This is a genomic window from Clostridium sp. MF28, assembly GCF_002969175.1.
Lineage (GTDB): Bacteria > Bacillota > Clostridia > Clostridiales > Clostridiaceae > Clostridium > Clostridium beijerinckii.
This window is the reverse complement of sequence record NZ_CP014331.1, coordinates 2137464-2155068: the sequence shown is the minus strand read 5'-3', so window position 1 is coordinate 2155068 and position 17605 is coordinate 2137464. Positions and strand designations below refer to the sequence as shown.

The 17605-nt window shown below is 29.1% G+C and carries 11 protein-coding genes; 10 read left to right on the top strand and 1 reads right to left on the bottom strand.

All coding sequences use genetic code 11. From position 1 onward, the window contains the following. From AXY43_RS09550 to AXY43_RS09515, 8 genes are all read left to right on the top strand, one after another. Positions 1-1284, top strand: a complete 1284-nt coding sequence (locus tag AXY43_RS09550) for a pilus assembly protein PilO (protein WP_105411464.1) — start codon at positions 1-3, stop codon at positions 1282-1284. Positions 1285-1290: 6 nt separating this feature from the next. Continuing rightward, the gene (locus tag AXY43_RS09545; protein ID WP_105411463.1) at positions 1291-2208 is read left to right on the top strand and encodes a type IV pilus modification PilV family protein; all 918 of its coding nucleotides are present in this window, start codon (positions 1291-1293) and stop codon (positions 2206-2208) included. 11 nt (positions 2209-2219) lie between these two features. After that, entirely contained in the window at positions 2220-4631 is a 2412-nt protein-coding gene (locus tag AXY43_RS09540) for a pilus assembly PilX N-terminal domain-containing protein (protein ID WP_105411462.1), read from the top strand. Between the two features lie 26 nt (positions 4632-4657). Then, on the top strand, positions 4658-5179 hold the full coding sequence (locus tag AXY43_RS09535; protein WP_242986140.1) for a type II secretion system protein: 522 nt from the start codon (positions 4658-4660) through the stop codon (positions 5177-5179). A 69-nt stretch (positions 5180-5248) separates the two neighbouring features. Continuing rightward, positions 5249-8074, top strand: coding sequence for a VWA domain-containing protein (locus AXY43_RS09530; protein ID WP_105411461.1), 2826 nt, complete (start codon positions 5249-5251; stop codon positions 8072-8074). A gap of 272 nt (positions 8075-8346) precedes the next feature. Continuing rightward, positions 8347-9792: an O-antigen ligase family protein gene (locus AXY43_RS09525; protein WP_105411460.1), complete on the top strand. Its 1446-nt coding sequence runs from the start codon at positions 8347-8349 to the stop codon at positions 9790-9792. Between the two features lie 179 nt (positions 9793-9971). Continuing rightward, positions 9972-11663: an AAA family ATPase gene (locus tag AXY43_RS09520; protein ID WP_105412502.1), complete on the top strand. Its 1692-nt coding sequence runs from the start codon at positions 9972-9974 to the stop codon at positions 11661-11663. 134 nt (positions 11664-11797) lie between these two features. Then, positions 11798-12451 (top strand): DedA family protein, encoded by a 654-nt coding sequence (locus tag AXY43_RS09515; protein WP_023973211.1) that lies wholly within the window; start codon positions 11798-11800, stop codon positions 12449-12451. A gap of 324 nt (positions 12452-12775) precedes the next feature. Here the strand turns inward: AXY43_RS09515 and AXY43_RS09510 are convergent, their stop codons facing one another. Next, positions 12776-14089, bottom strand: coding sequence for an aspartate kinase (locus AXY43_RS09510; protein ID WP_077831074.1), 1314 nt, complete (start codon positions 14087-14089; stop codon positions 12776-12778). Between the two features lie 1453 nt (positions 14090-15542). Here AXY43_RS09510 and glnA point away from each other — a divergent pair. Both glnA and AXY43_RS09500 read left to right on the top strand, forming a co-directional pair. Then, positions 15543-16874 carry a type I glutamate--ammonia ligase gene (gene glnA, locus AXY43_RS09505; protein WP_012060363.1) on the top strand — a complete coding sequence of 444 codons (1332 nt, stop codon included), beginning with the start codon at positions 15543-15545 and terminating at the stop codon, positions 16872-16874. Positions 16875-16915: 41 nt separating this feature from the next. Further along, positions 16916-17476 carry an ANTAR domain-containing response regulator gene (locus tag AXY43_RS09500; RefSeq protein WP_012060362.1) on the top strand — a complete coding sequence of 187 codons (561 nt, stop codon included), beginning with the start codon at positions 16916-16918 and terminating at the stop codon, positions 17474-17476. Positions 17477-17605 lie beyond the last annotated feature (129 nt).

The following is a 17605-nucleotide window of genomic DNA, read 5'->3' as shown; positions in this document are numbered from 1 at the left end:
ATGAAAATAAGTAAAAGAGAAAAAGTGATGTTGCTTATTTTAGGAATCTTAGGAATAGGTATTTTATATTACCAATTTGGATATACAGCCTTAGTTAAAAGTGTAGAAGAAAAAACTAAAGTTAAGAATGAAATTGAACAGAAATATAACACGGCAAGGAATACGATAGATTCTATGGAAAGCCAAGAGAGTAAGGTTAAGACATTAAAAGCAAAGATAACCGATCAAGCTGGATCCTTTTATCCAACTATAAGTCAAGAGCATATAATATTAGAACTTGATAAATTAATTAAAGAAAGTGGATTAGAAGGTGGCATGAAATTTGAGGCTACCGAGGTTAAAGGAATAGAATCAATAAAGAAATCAGAAAAAGATAAAGAGTTACCTGAAAGCTCACTCCAAGCTGATGCCGATGAGTATAATTATAAATATGGTGAATCAAAGGGAGAAAAAAATGCTACAGCTGAAAATACTGACTCCAAAACTAATAATAGCAGTGAACAAAATTCAGCTAATGCGAGTAATGCTAGCAGTAAAAAATCAACAAAGGACTCTAATTCCAATAAAGAGAATACTGTAACTCAATTAAAAGTTAATATTGATTTTAATGGAAGCTATGAAAATGTAGTTAAATTTTTAAAATCACTTGGAGATTATGAAAGGAAAATTCCAGTATATACAATTGATATGACCCAAAAAAATTTAGAAGAAGTGGCTGGGGCAGTTAATATAATAATATATTCTATTCCAAAAATTGATGATGAAACAAATAGATATTTAAAATGGGATCTTAATAATATGTATGGAAAAGCGCAACCTTTTAATGTTGGAAGTGCTGCCGGGACTGGAATAAAATCTGGTATAGATGTAAGTGACTTTATGGTTGGAGTGAAATCATCAACTTCAGAACTACCAACTTTGATGATAGGAAAGGCAAATGATGATTTGAGAACCACTTATGCTTATGGTGATGGAAATAACGAGCAAAATGCAGAGATTGTATTAACTAAAAGAGATGATAAGTATTATTATAAATATAAAACGAATATTGATAAAATTCCTGTTAGCTATAGTGATCTAGGTAACGAATTTGTGCCCAATAGTGATAATATAGTTGTGAATATCTCTAGTGAAAGCAGAGTATCAGATGATGATAAATCAGGGGTGAAGTTAAAAATAACTAATAATACAGATAAATTGGTTAAGGTCAATGTAACTGGAGATGATATAAGGGATCCGAGAGTTTCGATTGATGGAGATAGTAAAAATGTGAGCGTAAATTAAAAGTGGGTGAAATTTGTGAAAGTTAAATTAAAAAAACATAGAGGATTCACTTTAATAGAAATGATAATTAGTCTTGCATTATTTGCAATATTAATGACTCCAATATATTCAATGGTAATATTGACAATGAAACAGAATAATGATGGCGGAACCAAACAAACAGCCTCACTTAAAGGACAAGAACTATTTGAAAAAATTAAAAGCGGCGATATAGTTCCGGTTGAAGACAATTCAGGAAATATTACTGCAATCAAGATTGGCGATAAAGTTATCCAAGTCACATCCAATAAAATAATAGATGATCTGGGAGATGGTTATAAAGCTAAAATTGAAATTCAAAAAAACAGTTCAGTAAATCTCAATAAAGAGACAACAACAATTAGAACCAATAACTTTAATGTTTCATTAAGTGGGAATAACAGCCCAGTAAAAATTAAGTCGGATAATGAAAATGGGGAATTGAATTATAATAATTCAGATGACACGTTAGAACTTGTTATAAATACTAAGACAGGAGTAAATAGTAAGTTATTAGATATTAAAGATAAGGACAATAATATAATTTTACAAGATGGATGTTTTAATCTGAATGATATAGACAAGAACAACCCAATAAAATTGATTTTGAATTTCGACGAATACAAAGTATTAAATGCATCAAATTCTAATAAATTAAAAAATGTTGATATAACTGTGTATAATCAGGATAATATGCCTCTGAATTTATGTTTACAAAAGTCAAATGATTTGAATGTGAATATAGATGCTAAACTTGGAAATGTTAGAGTTTACGACAATCGTACAAAAAGTGACTCAAAACTTGGAGGGTTGTATGACATAGATATCGTGGTGACTCAAACAATAGAAGGTGAAACAAAGACTATTTTTACTAGTAGAACTAGTCAAAATATAAATGAGAATTAGGCGGTGATTAAATGGTAAGAAAAAAAGAAGGATCTAGTTTAGTTACTGTGGCAATTATTTCATTTGTTTTAATCACAGTTGCAACTGCTATGGTATCTATGACAGTTGGTGATTACAAAATGAGAATGACAGAAAGTACAAGAATAAAAAATTTATATTCATCTGAATCAGGTTTAGATGTTGCTTATGATATACTGGTAAAAACTTTTGATGCAGCAACTATATATGGAACTAAGCAGACAGAAATATATAAAACATCGCCTGATATCACGGCCATAGATGATGAAATAAAAAGTATAAGAAAAGACGATTCAATCCATAACAAGGATGAACAAATAAAAAGCTTGGAGGCGCAAAAAAATGAAATGCTAGATAGCTATTTTAAAAGAATTTTTTATACTTTTATAGATGGTGGAGATTTACAGGAAAGTAGTGCCCCAAATAATGAAAATGAATTAAGAAAATCTATAAAAGGATTAAAGTATGTTGCTGTAGATAGTAATGGAAATGAGAGCTATGAAGGTGTAAGTATTAATACGGAAAATACAAGTGCAATTGATCTATTTGTTGGAGAACAAAGTGTAAATGATGATGATGGAATCGGGTATGAAGAAGTACCTGCGAATCTACAGAATGGTAAGGAGTATTTAAGCAGGAACTATACAATAAAGATAACGTCACAGTATAGTACAGAAGATACTAATGGAAAAACTAAAAGGAAGCTTCAGACAATTTATAACTTACTAGTTCCAGATTATAAAGATGTAGCATTTAGTGAGAGGAATACGGAACTGCCTAAGTATACATTTATGAATGATAAAGCTATTATTGTTGGAAAAAATATAAATGTAGACAATGCTAATTTTTCTGTTAAAGGTAACATCTATGTTGAAGGTGATGGTTATGAAGATTTAGATGGAAATGAAGAATCTCGAGCATATGATAAGTATATTGGAGGAGTGGTTCTAAATGCTGATTCTAATAAAGATATTGTATTTAACGGAGATGTTATTACGGGAAAAACTTTTAACATTAGAAATAATGTTAATGCAACCATAAATGGAAACTTGTATGCAATGAATGTTTATGCGGGCAATGAAAGAGCAGATGATCCACATTCTATGAATTCGACATTAGATGTTAATGAAGTAGATGGCAATGGAGGAGAAGTTGTAGTGGATAACGACATGACTTTAAAGGCAGATAATACTGACATTACAATTGATAAATTTTATGGAGTTAATGATAAAAATATAAAGTATAATGATCAAACAGGAATTGATGGAACAAATAAAACTGACAAACCATTAGGGAGAACGTCTAGTTGCATCATAGTTAATGGAAATGAAAATTCCAATATAAAAATCAATAAGGAAGCTTATATTATGGGAGTAGCCCATATAAATACAACAAATGGATATAATACAGGTGAATCTGTAGGTGTTAAAGATAATTATATAGCATATTCAATTCCAGAAGAAGATGATGATAACTTTACAGAAAAAAAATTTAAGGACAGCTCATCACAAACTAATGAATCATTACAATTGTTAGATGAAGATAATGTTATTAAAAAGAGTAATCATTTTGTAAAGTATTGGGGAGATAAACTAGAGCTAGATAATGCAGGTGGAATTTATTTGCCAATAAAAACACCAGATCATCCAGAAAGAAATACTTATGCATTAGGAGCAATTGTATATTTATACAAGGATGGTACTTCAGAGGCGGAAGCGAAAGTTTTAGGAAGTAGTTATAGGTTAAATAACATTCCTACAATTGTAAGTGATAAGCAAAAAGAATTTGCTTCAAAAGTGTATAATGTTGGAGGAAAAAATTTAACAGAAGATCAAAAGAATAGTTTATATGAATCATTAGGAAATAACAAAGATAAAGTAAGGGACCTAATGAATATAGATGGCGTGAATGATGAATATAAGAATAAAAATAAGATTTTTTTTAAAGAATTTGATGATAGCTCAGATGAAACACCAGATGAAGAAAGTAATAATGAGAAAGCTATATTTAGCGATAAAAATATAATAATTCAGTCTTCTAACAAAGATGAGATAGTTAAAGATGGAGAAGATATAATAATAAGTGTTAACAGTAATAATACTTTAAATGCATTTATTGATACATCTGGAGATGTTACCATTAATGGAAATGTTAAAATTAAAGGGAATATAATTGCCGAAGGTAATATGAATATTGGTGGAGGAAGTGAACAAAAAAGTATACAGTATGATAATGAATTATCAAATAGAATACAAGCCTCGCATGTTGATCTTTTTGATTCTGTATTTGGACACATGAGGGATGATAGTAGCGAAAATCCATCAGGAGGCAATACGTCTAATTTAGTTGTGGAATATGATTTAAGTAAGTTTATAAAAAATACTTTATGGAAGATCATTAAATAAAACTTGAATGAAGGTGTGAGAAAGATTTGATATGTTCTAGAAAGAAAAAAGGATTTACTGTAATAGAATTGATAATTGTGGTAGCATTAACAGTTGTTGTATTAGGAATAGTATGGCAAATGTTTGGGGTGACTAACAAAATAATTTCAGACGTAACTATCAAATCTGACTTGCAGAGAGAAGGACAATCTATTCAAGAAAAATTAATTAATATTGGAATGCAGGCGACAGAAGTAAAAGAACTAGTTTATGCAGATGATGCGTCTGGGAGTATAAAGAAAATAAAAATTAATTCTTATGATAAGGATGGAAATAACAGGGATATTGAAGTTAATCTTAATGGTGAAATTTTAACTATAGATGGGCAAAGTGTTTCTAGTCATGTAAAAAGTATAAATGTGAATCCAGAAATTATAAGGGAAGATGATTTGAACAATATTTCTTATATTGATTTTACAATTTTTCTAGGTGAAAAGAAGAATTATAACAGTGAAATTATAGAAAACCAAATAAAAGTAAGAACTGTATTTAGAAATAAACATTCTTAAGGAATGTGATATCAAATTGATTTTTTTAGATCCACCTTATGATTTAATTATAGAGAAGGGGGGAAATATATGATTAAGGATAAGAAGATATTTATAGGAAAATTGAGTTTTTTAATAATTATTGTTTTAATGCTCGGATGTATAAGTCTTTCTCGGTTTACTGTAAAGGCGGATATTTCATCAAAACCAGCATTTACAGTTTCGATAGATTCATACACTCCAACAAATCCAAGTGTGGGAGAAGATATAACAATACATGGAACAATAACCCCTCAGCCCTTTCAAATGGCCGTACCGGCAAAAGAAATTGTGCTGGTTTTAGATACCTCTGGTAGTATGGCTGATCCTAAGACTGGGAATATTAATGATTCAAAAATAGAAAAACTGAAAGTTGCAGCTAAAAATTTTGTTGATACAATGAAAAACGAATCTAATTTGAAAATTGGTATAGTGACATTTTCAACAAATTCAAACATTAATGAAGCACTTATTCCGGCAAGTAATGTAACAGAATTAAATAGAGTAATTAATGGATTAAAGGCAAATGGTGGAACTAATACAGGAGAAGGATTAAGAAGAGCAGCATATCTTTTATATAGCAGTAATAATAGTGCAGCTAACAAAACAATAGTGTTTATGTCAGATGGTGAACCGACATACTATAATGGACAAACAAATAAAGGCGGATGGAAGTATGGTAATTATTCTGGAAAGTATTATGAATATTATGGATGGTATTTTTTAGGTGGTTCATACTTTATTGGCAATTATGGTTCAGATGATAATCATACACCAAGTGGATATGATTATAGAAAAGGTCCATATGAGGGAAATTATGAAGGTTACAAGTATCAAAATTCGTATAATAGTTATTATACAGATATTACAAAATCGGAAGCTGATGATAATTTATTAAAAGGAACTGGGTATTCGGATGACAATGGTTACTGTTTAGAATATGCTAAAGAAATTGGAGAAATAATTAAAGCAAGGGGATATAATGCATTTTCAATCAGTTATGGACTAGATGACTCGGGAAATGCTAAAATGCAACAAATTCATAACTCAATGAGCGGGAATAGTAGTAATTTTTTTACAACTGGTACTGATGCAATAAATGGCGTATTTAATACAATAGCGAGTACACTTAAAGATACCTACACTATTTCTAATATAAATTTTAATTTTAATTTTAATGATGGGTCAGTTATAGAAGCTGTTGGAGGAAATACAATTAGGCTTAATGATATTACTTATAAAAAAGGTCCTGAGAATAATGGCGTAAGTACCTATACATCACCACCAATACCATTTACAATAACAATAAAATCAAAAATACCTGGTGATGGAATACCAGTGCTTTCAAATTCAACTATAACATTTCCGTGGAATTCAGAAACGGTGACTACAAAAGTTCCGGCTACAACAATAAACGTAAAAGATAATAATCTTCCAGGTATAAATGTAGATTTAGCTAGTGTTGAGCAGAACCCATGCAAATTTGGAGATTCAGTTAAAATTACTTACAATATAATCCCTCAAGATTTTGTATATAGCGATATGTCATCACAATTGATTCCTAAAGATGTAGTTATATTATTAGATACTTCAGCTGGAATGAATGATGGAGATAAATTAGGTACGTTTAAAAATGCAGTATGGAACAATTTGTTAAATAATAGTATTTTTAATAATAAACCTATGAAGTATGGATTGGTAACTTATAATTCCAACGCAATAATTAATCAAGATTTGACGACTAATAAAACTCAACTTAATGATAATGTGATCAAAAATATTACCCTTTCAACTTCTAATGAGAGAAATATAGGATTAGCCTTAGAAAAGGCAAATGAGATTTTGCAAAAAGACACATCAGATGCTAAGAAATATATTATATTAATTTCATCTGGTAATGTTAATTATACTGAAACGCAAGTTAATAATATACGAAATAATGGATATAAGGTTTTGAGTCTCGCATTAGGAAACACTAATGATGTTAATACAGACCCATCACCGACTTTGAATCAATTAGCAACAAGTTTAGGTGGGACAAGTCAAGATTACTTTATTAGTGTGAAAGAGGGAAATAATAATGCAACGCAAAATTATGTGATGAACAATTTAGCAAATAGAATAAATGATGATTTTTATAAAACCTATAATTTTAGCGATATTAAATTAAATCTTGATTTAAATGGAAATTTTGATGCGGTAAGTGGGCTTTCGGGAAGCGGTGACAAAAGAAGTATTGCAGTACCTAGCGTAGAATATAAAAATAATAATGGTGTTTGGCACGCTGAGTCTACAAGCATTTCATTTACTATTAAACCTAATAAACTTGGGCACTTAAGCTTTAAAGAAAATACTGATATTAATAATTTAGCAAATACCATAAGTTATACAGGAATAAATAAGAGTATAACTAGAGCGATAAATACACCAACTATTGATGTTATATCACCAATAATTGTGAATCATGGAATTTATGGTGGAATTGATAATGAGAGTAAGAATCCAATTATAGAGCCATCTAATGATAAAACATTTCCTAAAAAAGCAATTGTACCAATGGCAATAAGCTTTGATTTTTATACAAGTACAACTATAAAATTAGCATTAGATAAGAATAGATTAATTGATGGAAACATTAAGGTCTATAAAGTAAACGGTGGGACTTTATCAAAGATATCCGAGATTAATAATAATAATTCCAGCACTTATGATATACCAATTGGAGATGGACTGACAAATGGTGATAAAATACTAATATTATATAATTCCATATTACCAGATAGAGACGATTATTATACGAATTCGGTAACTGTAGGTTCAGCAAGCCCGGTTTATGCGATTCTAAATGTAAAAGGAAATCTGCCAGATTTGTTTTAGAGTAAGTTTATAAATGAGATGCATATAGAGCAGTATACAATATATAATTTAGAAATAGATATTTGGATTATATGTTGTATACTAAATTTGATTAAAAATCCTATTATGTTAAATCTAATAAAAATTTTAAATAAAGCATTATGATTATTGGGTAGCAGTTTTTAGTAAGGAATGAATTATAAAATGTAATTTAAAACATAAAAATTATATAAGGAATAGCTTAAAATTGAAAATAGAAACATAATTTTTATATATTGAAAGGCGGTTTCCTATTGGAATTAATAACTAACTTATCAAAAAAAACGCAAAAGATTTCTAGTGATATACATAAAATGAAGACAATAAGCGAACTCGTTAATTATATCCCAGAACAATTAATTGAAAGGTCAGCTCTTTTGCTACTTATTTTATGGGTATTATCACCATTAATTGTGATACTTTCTAATAATTTTGTAAATGATGTAGAGAAAACATATACACTTATGTTCAAACAACTATATTGGTATGAAATACTTCAAACGATTGGTTTCATTGGATGTATTCTGGGAATTATTACTTTTTCAAAAAGTATTTTACAAGTAAAAGTAGAGAAAGTATCTTTACAGAACTATATTAAAAGTAACCTATTTCATCTATTTTTGTTTATGATGCTTATTTGGAGCATAATATCGTGTTTGAATTCAGATAATATTAATATTTCGCTTAATGGTACATTGTATAGAAAAGAAGGTATCATTACATATTTCACTTACTGCGGAATTTTTTGTTGTGGATATGTAGTAAGAAATAGACGATTAATAAAGATTATTTTCGAAATTTTTACTTTATGTGCAGTGGCATTATCGATATTGACTCTTGTTGATTCTAAGGAGTTAAATAATACATTAGGATTAACCTCTGATTCGTCTATCTTTTGTCAATTTAATCATTATGCATATTACTTGTGTATGTCTATAATGAGTGCATCGTTGCTATTTATTACAGAGAAAAAATCAATTCAAAAGCTGATTTTTAGAATCATAATATTTTCTGTTATCACAGCTGCCTTAATTAAAAATGGATCTTTTGGACCTTACATTGCTGTTATAGTAGGATTGATTTTTAGCATTATTTTTTCAATTCTGCTAGACAGAAAAGTTTTAAAGCGAGTAGCAATAGTTACAAGTGTTTTCGTAGCTATTACGCTAGGTATGAACATTTCAAATAGTCATACTTACAAGGATTTTTGGACATTAGGCGGAGATATATTTAAAATAGCAGAGAAATCTCCAGATGCTAATAAAGCAGGAACGGGTAGATGGATTCTTTGGGTGAATGGAGTTAGATTCATTTCTGAAAGACCTTTATTTGGTTATGGAGCAGATAATCTTGGGGATCAATATGCTAAAGTTAATGTTAATACGGATCGTGCACATAACGAAATTATTCAATTTGCCGCAAGCCTAGGTATTCCAGCTGCACTTTTATATATTGCAGCACTAGCAACTTATTTTATGTTTTTTATAAAGAAAAGGAAACAATTTTTGAGGCTAGATATCTGTATATTATGCATAGTAATTGCTTATTTAGCATCATCAATGTTTGGTAATACTATGTATTATACAAGTCCATTTTTCTTTATGATATTAGGAATTTCAAGCGGAAGACAAAAGTTACTTTTAAAAAGTTTCTCTAGTTATTCAAGAGAATCCGAGAATTTATTTTTAATAAAATCTTGATTTCCCTTTACTAAATAATAATGATAGCAACATTGATATTGATTTTTTAAATAAAAAACTTCACTTAATTAAATGATGAGTGAAGTTTCTTATTTTAAGCAAATAGTTTATAGGATATAATATTAAAGAAAGAAAATGTAAATGAGTGGATATGTTTAGTGGGAAAGAAGGAGATTATTATTAAAAAGAAGCTGCCAATTGGAATAGATGATTTTAAAACGCTAATAGAAAATAATTATTATTTTGTAGATAAGAGCTTACTTATAAAAGAATTTATAAATAATTCTGCTAATATAATTTTAACTCCTAGACCAAGAAGATTCGGTAAGACTTTAAATATGAGCATGATTAAATACTTCTTTGATATAAATACTAAAGATGAGTCTGGAACATTATTTGATGAATTAAATATAAAAAAAGATAAGCAAATTATGGAGTTACAAGGAAAACAGCCGGTTATTTTTATAACACTTAAGGATACTAAATTTGCTAATTTTAGAGATTTTACATCAGCAATAAGAGGTCTTATGTCAGAAGTGTATAAAGAATATATATATGTTTTAGATAGTGATAATCTGTTAGATGCAGATAAAGAAGATTTCAACAAAATACTCTATAGTAAAGGTGATATTCCGCTGTTAACAAATTCAATAAAAAATTTGAGCAGGTATCTATGCAAATATCATGATAAAAAAGTAATATTACTTATAGATGAGTATGATGTGCCAATACAAGAAGCATATATAAATGGATATTATGATGAGGTAATATTATTTATGAGAAATTTATTAGGTTCGGTGCTTAAAGGTAATTTATATATAGAAAAAGCATTGCTTACTGGAATACTTCGGGTAGCCAAAGAAAGTATTTTTTCAGGACTTAATAATTTAGAGGTAGATACAATAATTAGAAACAAATTTAGTGATAAGTTTGGCTTCTTGGAAAGTGAGATAGATGAGATTTTATCATATTATGAAAATAACAATGTTAATATAGATAAGAATATGATTAAAGAATGGTACAATGGATATATTTTTGGAAACAATATCATATACAATCCATGGTCAGTACTAAATTATATTGATAATCGGGAAGAGGGATTTAAACCCTACTGGATCAATAGTAGTGAAAATGCTTTAGTTAAGAAAATTCTTTCAAATGGAAACGAGGAAATAAAGAAAGAATTTGAATATTTAATAGAAAATAAAACTATTGAAAAAGTTATAGATGATAATGTAGTTATGGGAGAGATTGAAGGATCTAGTGAGAGCGTATGGAGTTTTTTACTTATGACAGGATATTTAAAGGCTGTCAAAAAAGAAAATATAGAAGGTATTTTAAAGTGTGATTTAGCAATTCCCAATAAAGAGGTTTATATATATTTTAAGAATATGATATTAAAGTGGTTTGATGATAGCTTAAGTATGTTAAAGTATAAAACTATGCTTAATGCTTTGGTAAATGGAGATATAAGGAACTTTGGAGCATTATTTAAAGGTTTTGTTATAAATAATGTAAGTTATTTTGATGTCTCAGGAAAGGAACCAGAAAAGGTTTATCATGCGTTTGTTCTTGGAATGTTAGTGTCACTTTCTGATAATTATGAAGTGAAATCAAATAAAGAAAGTGGGTATGGAAGGTATGATGTAATGATAATACCAAAGGATGCTTCAAAATATGGGATAGTAATAGAGTTTAAAAAGATAGATGAATTCTTAAGCGATACAATAGAAGAAGCAACGAAAGAAGCTTTAGAGCAAATAGAGAACAAAAAATATGCACAAGAGCTTTTAAGCAGAGGGATAAATAATATTATAAAACTTGCCATCGTATTTAAAAATAAAGAAGTAGAAATAACTCAAGGCAGTTAAAAATTTTATGAACTACTTGTTAGTCAAAATACACATTTTTTAATAAAATCTTAATTTCCCTTTACTAAATAATAATGTATAATAACCATATGTTATAAATTAATTAATATGTCGAAACATATGGGAGGAAAAATATGAATACAGTTACTTATTTAATTGATATATTTCTACATCTTGATAAATATCTAGGATTCATAATAAACAATTATGGATTTGAAACATACTTGCTACTATTTTTCATAATATTTTTGGAAACAGGATTAGTAGTAACTCCATTTTTACCAGGAGATTCGTTAATATTCGCTGCTGCTGCTTTTGCTGCTATGGGAATGCTTAATATATATGCGTTACTAGGACTTCTAATAGTTGCAGCAATCTTAGGAGATACAGTCAATTATGAAATAGGAAGAATTTTTGGTGATAAACTTATTAACATTGCTGGTGGGAAACTTATTAAGAAAGAGCACTTAGATAAAACTAATAAGTTTTATGAAAAGCATGGTGGAAAAACAATAATCTTTGCAAGATTTATCCCAATAGTCCGTACGCTAGCACCATTTGTAGCTGGAATAGGAAAGATGCAATATAGGCATTTTATTTCATTTAATGCAATAGGCGGAATTCTATGGGTATTAGTAGTTTCAGCACTAGGATTTTTCTTTGGAAACATTCCAGTAGTTAAAAAGAACTTTGAATTTGTAATTATAGCAATCATATTTATTTCTATTGTACCAGTTATCGTTGAATTCTTAAGAAGCAAGATGAAAAAGACTAATCAAACAGTATAAAAAAAGCCTAATTAGGGAGTGGAAAGACTCTTTAATTAGGCTTTTAAATTAATATTTTATAGAAAAGAACATTATTTATAGTTATAGATTAATAATTACATATTAAAATCATACATTATCAGAAAGAAGGATATACTTTTGTGGAGTGTTGCATTGAGAATGTGGCTTTTGGAGTTTCTTCATTAGAACTTGTTCCATTGTTGCTTGTCCTTAGGAACTAAGGATCATGCAGGAATGGGTACAATTTCTAATGTTAGAAATCCAAAGTCATATTCTCTAGCAACCGGAACAAAAGTGTATCCTTCTTTCGATTATATCTATTTTCTAATTAAATGCGTTATATATTGCAGCAATTCCTTTTTCAAAATCATCATTTTCTATACCAACTAGTATGTTCATTTCACTAGAACCTTGGTCTATCATTCTAATGTTGATTTCAGCATTTGAAAGAGCTGTAAATATCTTAGCAGCAGTGCCCCTTTGTTTAGCCATTCCACGTCCAACAGTAGCAATCATAGCTAAATTTGGATGGATTTCTATACTGTCTGGGTTGCATGCTCTTTTAATTTCTTCCACAACAACATCCTTTTTGTTCTTCAATTGAGTGTCTTGAATTACAAAGCATACTGTATCTATTCCAGAAGGCATATTTTCAAATGAAATATTATGCTGTTCAAGTATTGATAAAATCTTTCTACAGAAACCAAGCTCTGAATTCATTGAAGCTTTAGATATTGAAATAACTGTGAAATCTTTTTTACCAGCTATACCTGTTACAGTTGTTGGTTTCATTGAACCATCTGTATTTTTTACGATAAAAGTACCTTCGTCTTGAGGTTTGTTTGTATTTTTTATATTTATTGGAATTCCAACTTCTCTTACTGGGAATATTGCATCTTCATGTAATACAGAAGCACCCATATAAGAAAGTTCTCTAAGTTCTGAATAAGTTATTTTGCTTATTGGTTTTGGATTATCTATTATTCTAGGATCTGCCATTAAAAATCCTGAAACATCTGTCCAATTCTCATAAAGATCAGCATTGATGCTTGAAGCAACTAAAGCTCCTGTTACATCAGAACCACCTCTTGAGAATGTGATTATATTTCCGTCTTTATCTGCTCCATAAAAGCCAGGAATTACAGCCTTAGAAACTTTAGATAATTTATAATGAAGGGCTGAATCTGTTGCTTTAGAATCTAAGGAACCGTCGCTATTAAAAACCATAACGTCTTTAGCATCAACAAATTGAAAGCCAAGATAGTTAGCAAGTATTAATCCGTTTAAGTATTCACCTCTACTTGCAGCATAATCACTTGAAGCCCCTTCTTCAAGATCTTTTTTTATGATGTTCAAATGTTCTGTAATATTAAAGTCTAAATTTAAATCTTTAACTATATTACAATATCTATCTGTTATATGATTAAAAACATCATCAAAAGATATTCCAGTAGAAACATGGGCGTGGCAAAGATATAATAAATCAGTAATCTTTGAATCTTTAGAATTTCTTTTTCCAGGTGCAGATGGCACTACATATCTTCTTTCTGGATTTGAAAAGATTATTTCTTTAACTTTTTTAAATTGAGTTGCATCTGCTAGTGAACTTCCACCAAATTTTGTTACAATTGTGTTCATAATTATAGCCCCCATATATATGTATTTTTACATATAAGATTGTAGCAATTTATCTAAAAATGTTCAAGTTAATTATTAATAATGCTAAATGATTATTTTCTCTTGAGCATTTGAGTATTATTTATAGAAAAGAACATATAATAAACTGCAAAGCAGATTAAGAAATGGATATAAAATAGATTTATTGTATAGAAGGTACTGAATTTTCCAAATATAAATCAAGTTATTTATTTCCCTATCTGTATAAAAACACATAGAATGCCTTTAAATATTAATGAAGAAAATTTGTTTAATATAATAAATTATATATACTACGAGAACTAATTCTTCATCGTGATTCTAAAAGTATTGCAATAATTTTAACCGTAATTGTGAAATGTGAATTATAAATTTTAAATTGCAATATATATATTCTATGAAAAAAATTTATCGTAGTTAAGCATATAAGTATGTTCCAATAGATAATTTACATTTAAAGTTTTAGTAAGCTGAGTTATCAATTAAGACTAAAATTTAGAAATTTACTTGCAGCATATATTATATGTAGAGAAAATAGTGAGTATTATTAATAACGTTTGACAGAGTAAATATTGATTTGTATAATAAAAATACCAAGTGAAACTTGACTATTTCTTGTTTTTAATTGAAATTCAACGTTGAATAAATTAAGAAAAACAATGTAGAAATAAAAAGTATGTTAACAATATGGTACTGGTAATTTAATATCTAAATATTTTAATTATCAGGAGTTATATAGATAAGCCAATTATAAATTATATTTATACTATGAAATATATCCCAACTAGAAATGGGTAATATACTTTTGTGGAATGTTTCATTGGTAATTTTGATGGATGTGATTCTTAATTAAAATTCCAAATCTATGATTTGGTCAATTGAAATTACTCAGTGAACGAAGTGAGTCGAGTTTCCTTTGAACTATTCCAAATGTGCTAGTTCATAGCTTGTTCTTTGAGGCTAGCACTTTGGGTGCAACTTTATAGCCTTAGAATCACCCATCACAATTACCTAGAAACTGGAACAAAAGTATGTTATTCATTTCGGCGAGTTACATGAATAAGTTCGGGTCCTAGTTGGATTATCTATATGTATTACAAATTTATATATACTTTGACAACGGAGTCACAGAATTAATAATTCAGATTGATTTCGTTTTTTTTGTTATAAGTTATAAAATAATTTTCTGCAGAAGTTATTTTTTATATTTATCAATTTGATAAATATAAGCTTTAATTTTTAAAGAATATGGTATTAATTTCTTTAAAAATTAAAGTTTTTACCACAAAAATACTTACTTTTTTAAAAAATCTATTGATTTGTTAGAAACGGTGGTATATAATTTACTTATTAAATGAATTGAGCAAAGGCGTTCAATAGATGGTATACCGCTTCTATTGTGCGTCTTTTTTTAGAAAAAAAGGGGGTTTGTAAAATGGCAAAGTACACAAAGGAAGATATCATTAACTTAGTAAAGGAAAATGGAGTTAAATTTATAAGACTTCAATTTACAGATATCTTTGGAACATTAAAAAACGTAGCAATTACAGACAGACAGTTAGAAAAAGCATTAAATAATGAATGTATGTTTGATGGATCATCTATTGATGGTTTCGTTAGAATTGAAGAATCTGACATGAATTTAAGACCGAACTTAGATAGTTTTGTAATTTTCCCATGGAGACCTCAACAAGGTAAGGTTGCAAGATTAATCTGTGACGTTTATAAACCAGATGGAAAGCCATTTGAAGGTGATCCAAGATATATCTTAAAGAGAGCTATAGCAGATGCAGCTGAACTTGGATATACAATGAATGTTGGACCTGAATGTGAATTTTTCTTATTTGAAACTGATGAAAATGGTAATGCAACAACAAACACTCAAGATAAAGGTGGGTACTTTGATTTAGCACCTACAGATTTGGGAGAAAATGCAAGACGTGACATGACTTTAGCATTAGAAGAAATGGGATTTGAGATTGAAGCATCTCACCATGAAGTTGCTGAAGGACAAAATGAAATTGACTTTAAATATGGTGATGCATTAACTACAGCTGATAGTATTATGACATTCAAGCTAGTTGTTAAGTCTATTGCACAAAGACACGGATTGCATGCATCATTTATGCCAAAGCCAATTTTCGGAATTAATGGTTCAGGAATGCATGTTAATATGTCATTATTCAAGGATGGAAAGAATGTCTTTGTTGATGAAAATGATAAGAATGGCTTAAGTCCAATAGCTTATAACTTTATAGCAGGATTACTAAAGAATATCAAAGGTCTTGCAGCTGTTACTAACCCGTTAGTTAATTCATACAAGAGATTAGTACCGGGATATGAAGCACCAGTTTATTTAGCTTGGTCTTGTAAAAACAGAACAGCATTAATAAGAGTACCAGCAGCTAGAGGCGCAGGAACTAGAGTTGAGCTTAGATGTCCAGATCCAAGTTCTAACCCATATTTAGTATTAGCAGCTCTATTACAAGCAGGACTAGATGGTATTAAAAACAATCTACAACCACCAGCAGAAGTTGAAGCAAATATTTTTGCTATGACTGATGAGGAAAGAAAAGCTAACGGAATTGATAACTTACCTAATAACTTATATGAAGCAGTTCAATTCATGAGAGAAAGTGAGTTAGCTAAGTCAGCTTTAGGAGATCATGTATACAACAATTATCTTGAAGGTAAAGCAGCTGAGTGGGATGATTATAGAACTAAAGTACATGACTGGGAATTAGAAAACTATCTTAATAGATATTAATTTAGTAATACCAATTATTATTAATTAAGGTGGGGATTGCAATGGCTCAAGATGGAAGAATTATTATAGCTTTAAGCAATATTGAGACAGCAAAAAAATTAAAGAGTTTACTAATGCAGGAAGGCTATGAAATCATAGCATTATGTGCTTCAGGAAATGAATTAATTAGATTAGTTATGCAACATTCCCCAGACCTAGTCTTAGTAGGATATAAATTCAAGGATATGAGTTTACTAGATGTTTATGAAACACTAGTAGATGTAACTAGTTTTTTAGCTATCGTAAATGAGCCTTATAAATCATTTATAGAAGAAGATACTGATATATATTGTATTGGTACTAAAATCTCTAATGTTCTCTTAACTAATGCTATAAATTTAATTTTTCAAAGCAAAAAGAGAATCAAGAAGCTAAGGGATCAAGTTGAAAAGTTAGAACATACTCTGGAAGATAGAAAGCTTATCGAAAAGGCTAAGGGTCAACTCATGAAAACTTCAGGACTTACGGAGAATGAAGCGTTTAGATATATGCAGAAGATAAGTATGGATTCTGGGAAAAGAATGAAAGATATTGCGAGTTTAATATTAAGTGAAAATGAATAACTTATAAAATGTAGCAAATACGCGAGTAATTATATTTCAAAAAAGGATGTATTTACTCGTTGTTTGCTACACATAAATGCAATATGATTGTTTTAAGGATAAATAGGTGCCTGATAGATAAATATTTAA

What these genes read in the sequence shown, in the direction of transcription:
- AXY43_RS09540 (WP_105411462.1), top strand. Translation starts at nt 2,220, where the DNA reads ATGGTAAGAAAAAAAGAAGGATCTAGTTTAGTTACTGTGGCAATTATT.
- AXY43_RS09530 (WP_105411461.1), top strand. Translation starts at nt 5,249, where the DNA reads ATGATTAAGGATAAGAAGATATTTATAGGAAAATTGAGTTTTTTAATA.
- AXY43_RS09550 (WP_105411464.1), top strand. Translation starts at nt 1, where the DNA reads ATGAAAATAAGTAAAAGAGAAAAAGTGATGTTGCTTATTTTAGGAATC.
- AXY43_RS09510 (WP_077831074.1), bottom strand. Translation starts at nt 14,089, where the DNA reads ATGAACACAATTGTAACAAAATTTGGTGGAAGTTCACTAGCAGATGCA.
- glnA (WP_012060363.1), top strand. Translation starts at nt 15,543, where the DNA reads ATGGCAAAGTACACAAAGGAAGATATCATTAACTTAGTAAAGGAAAAT.
- AXY43_RS09515 (WP_023973211.1), top strand. Translation starts at nt 11,798, where the DNA reads ATGAATACAGTTACTTATTTAATTGATATATTTCTACATCTTGATAAA.
- AXY43_RS09500 (WP_012060362.1), top strand. Translation starts at nt 16,916, where the DNA reads ATGGCTCAAGATGGAAGAATTATTATAGCTTTAAGCAATATTGAGACA.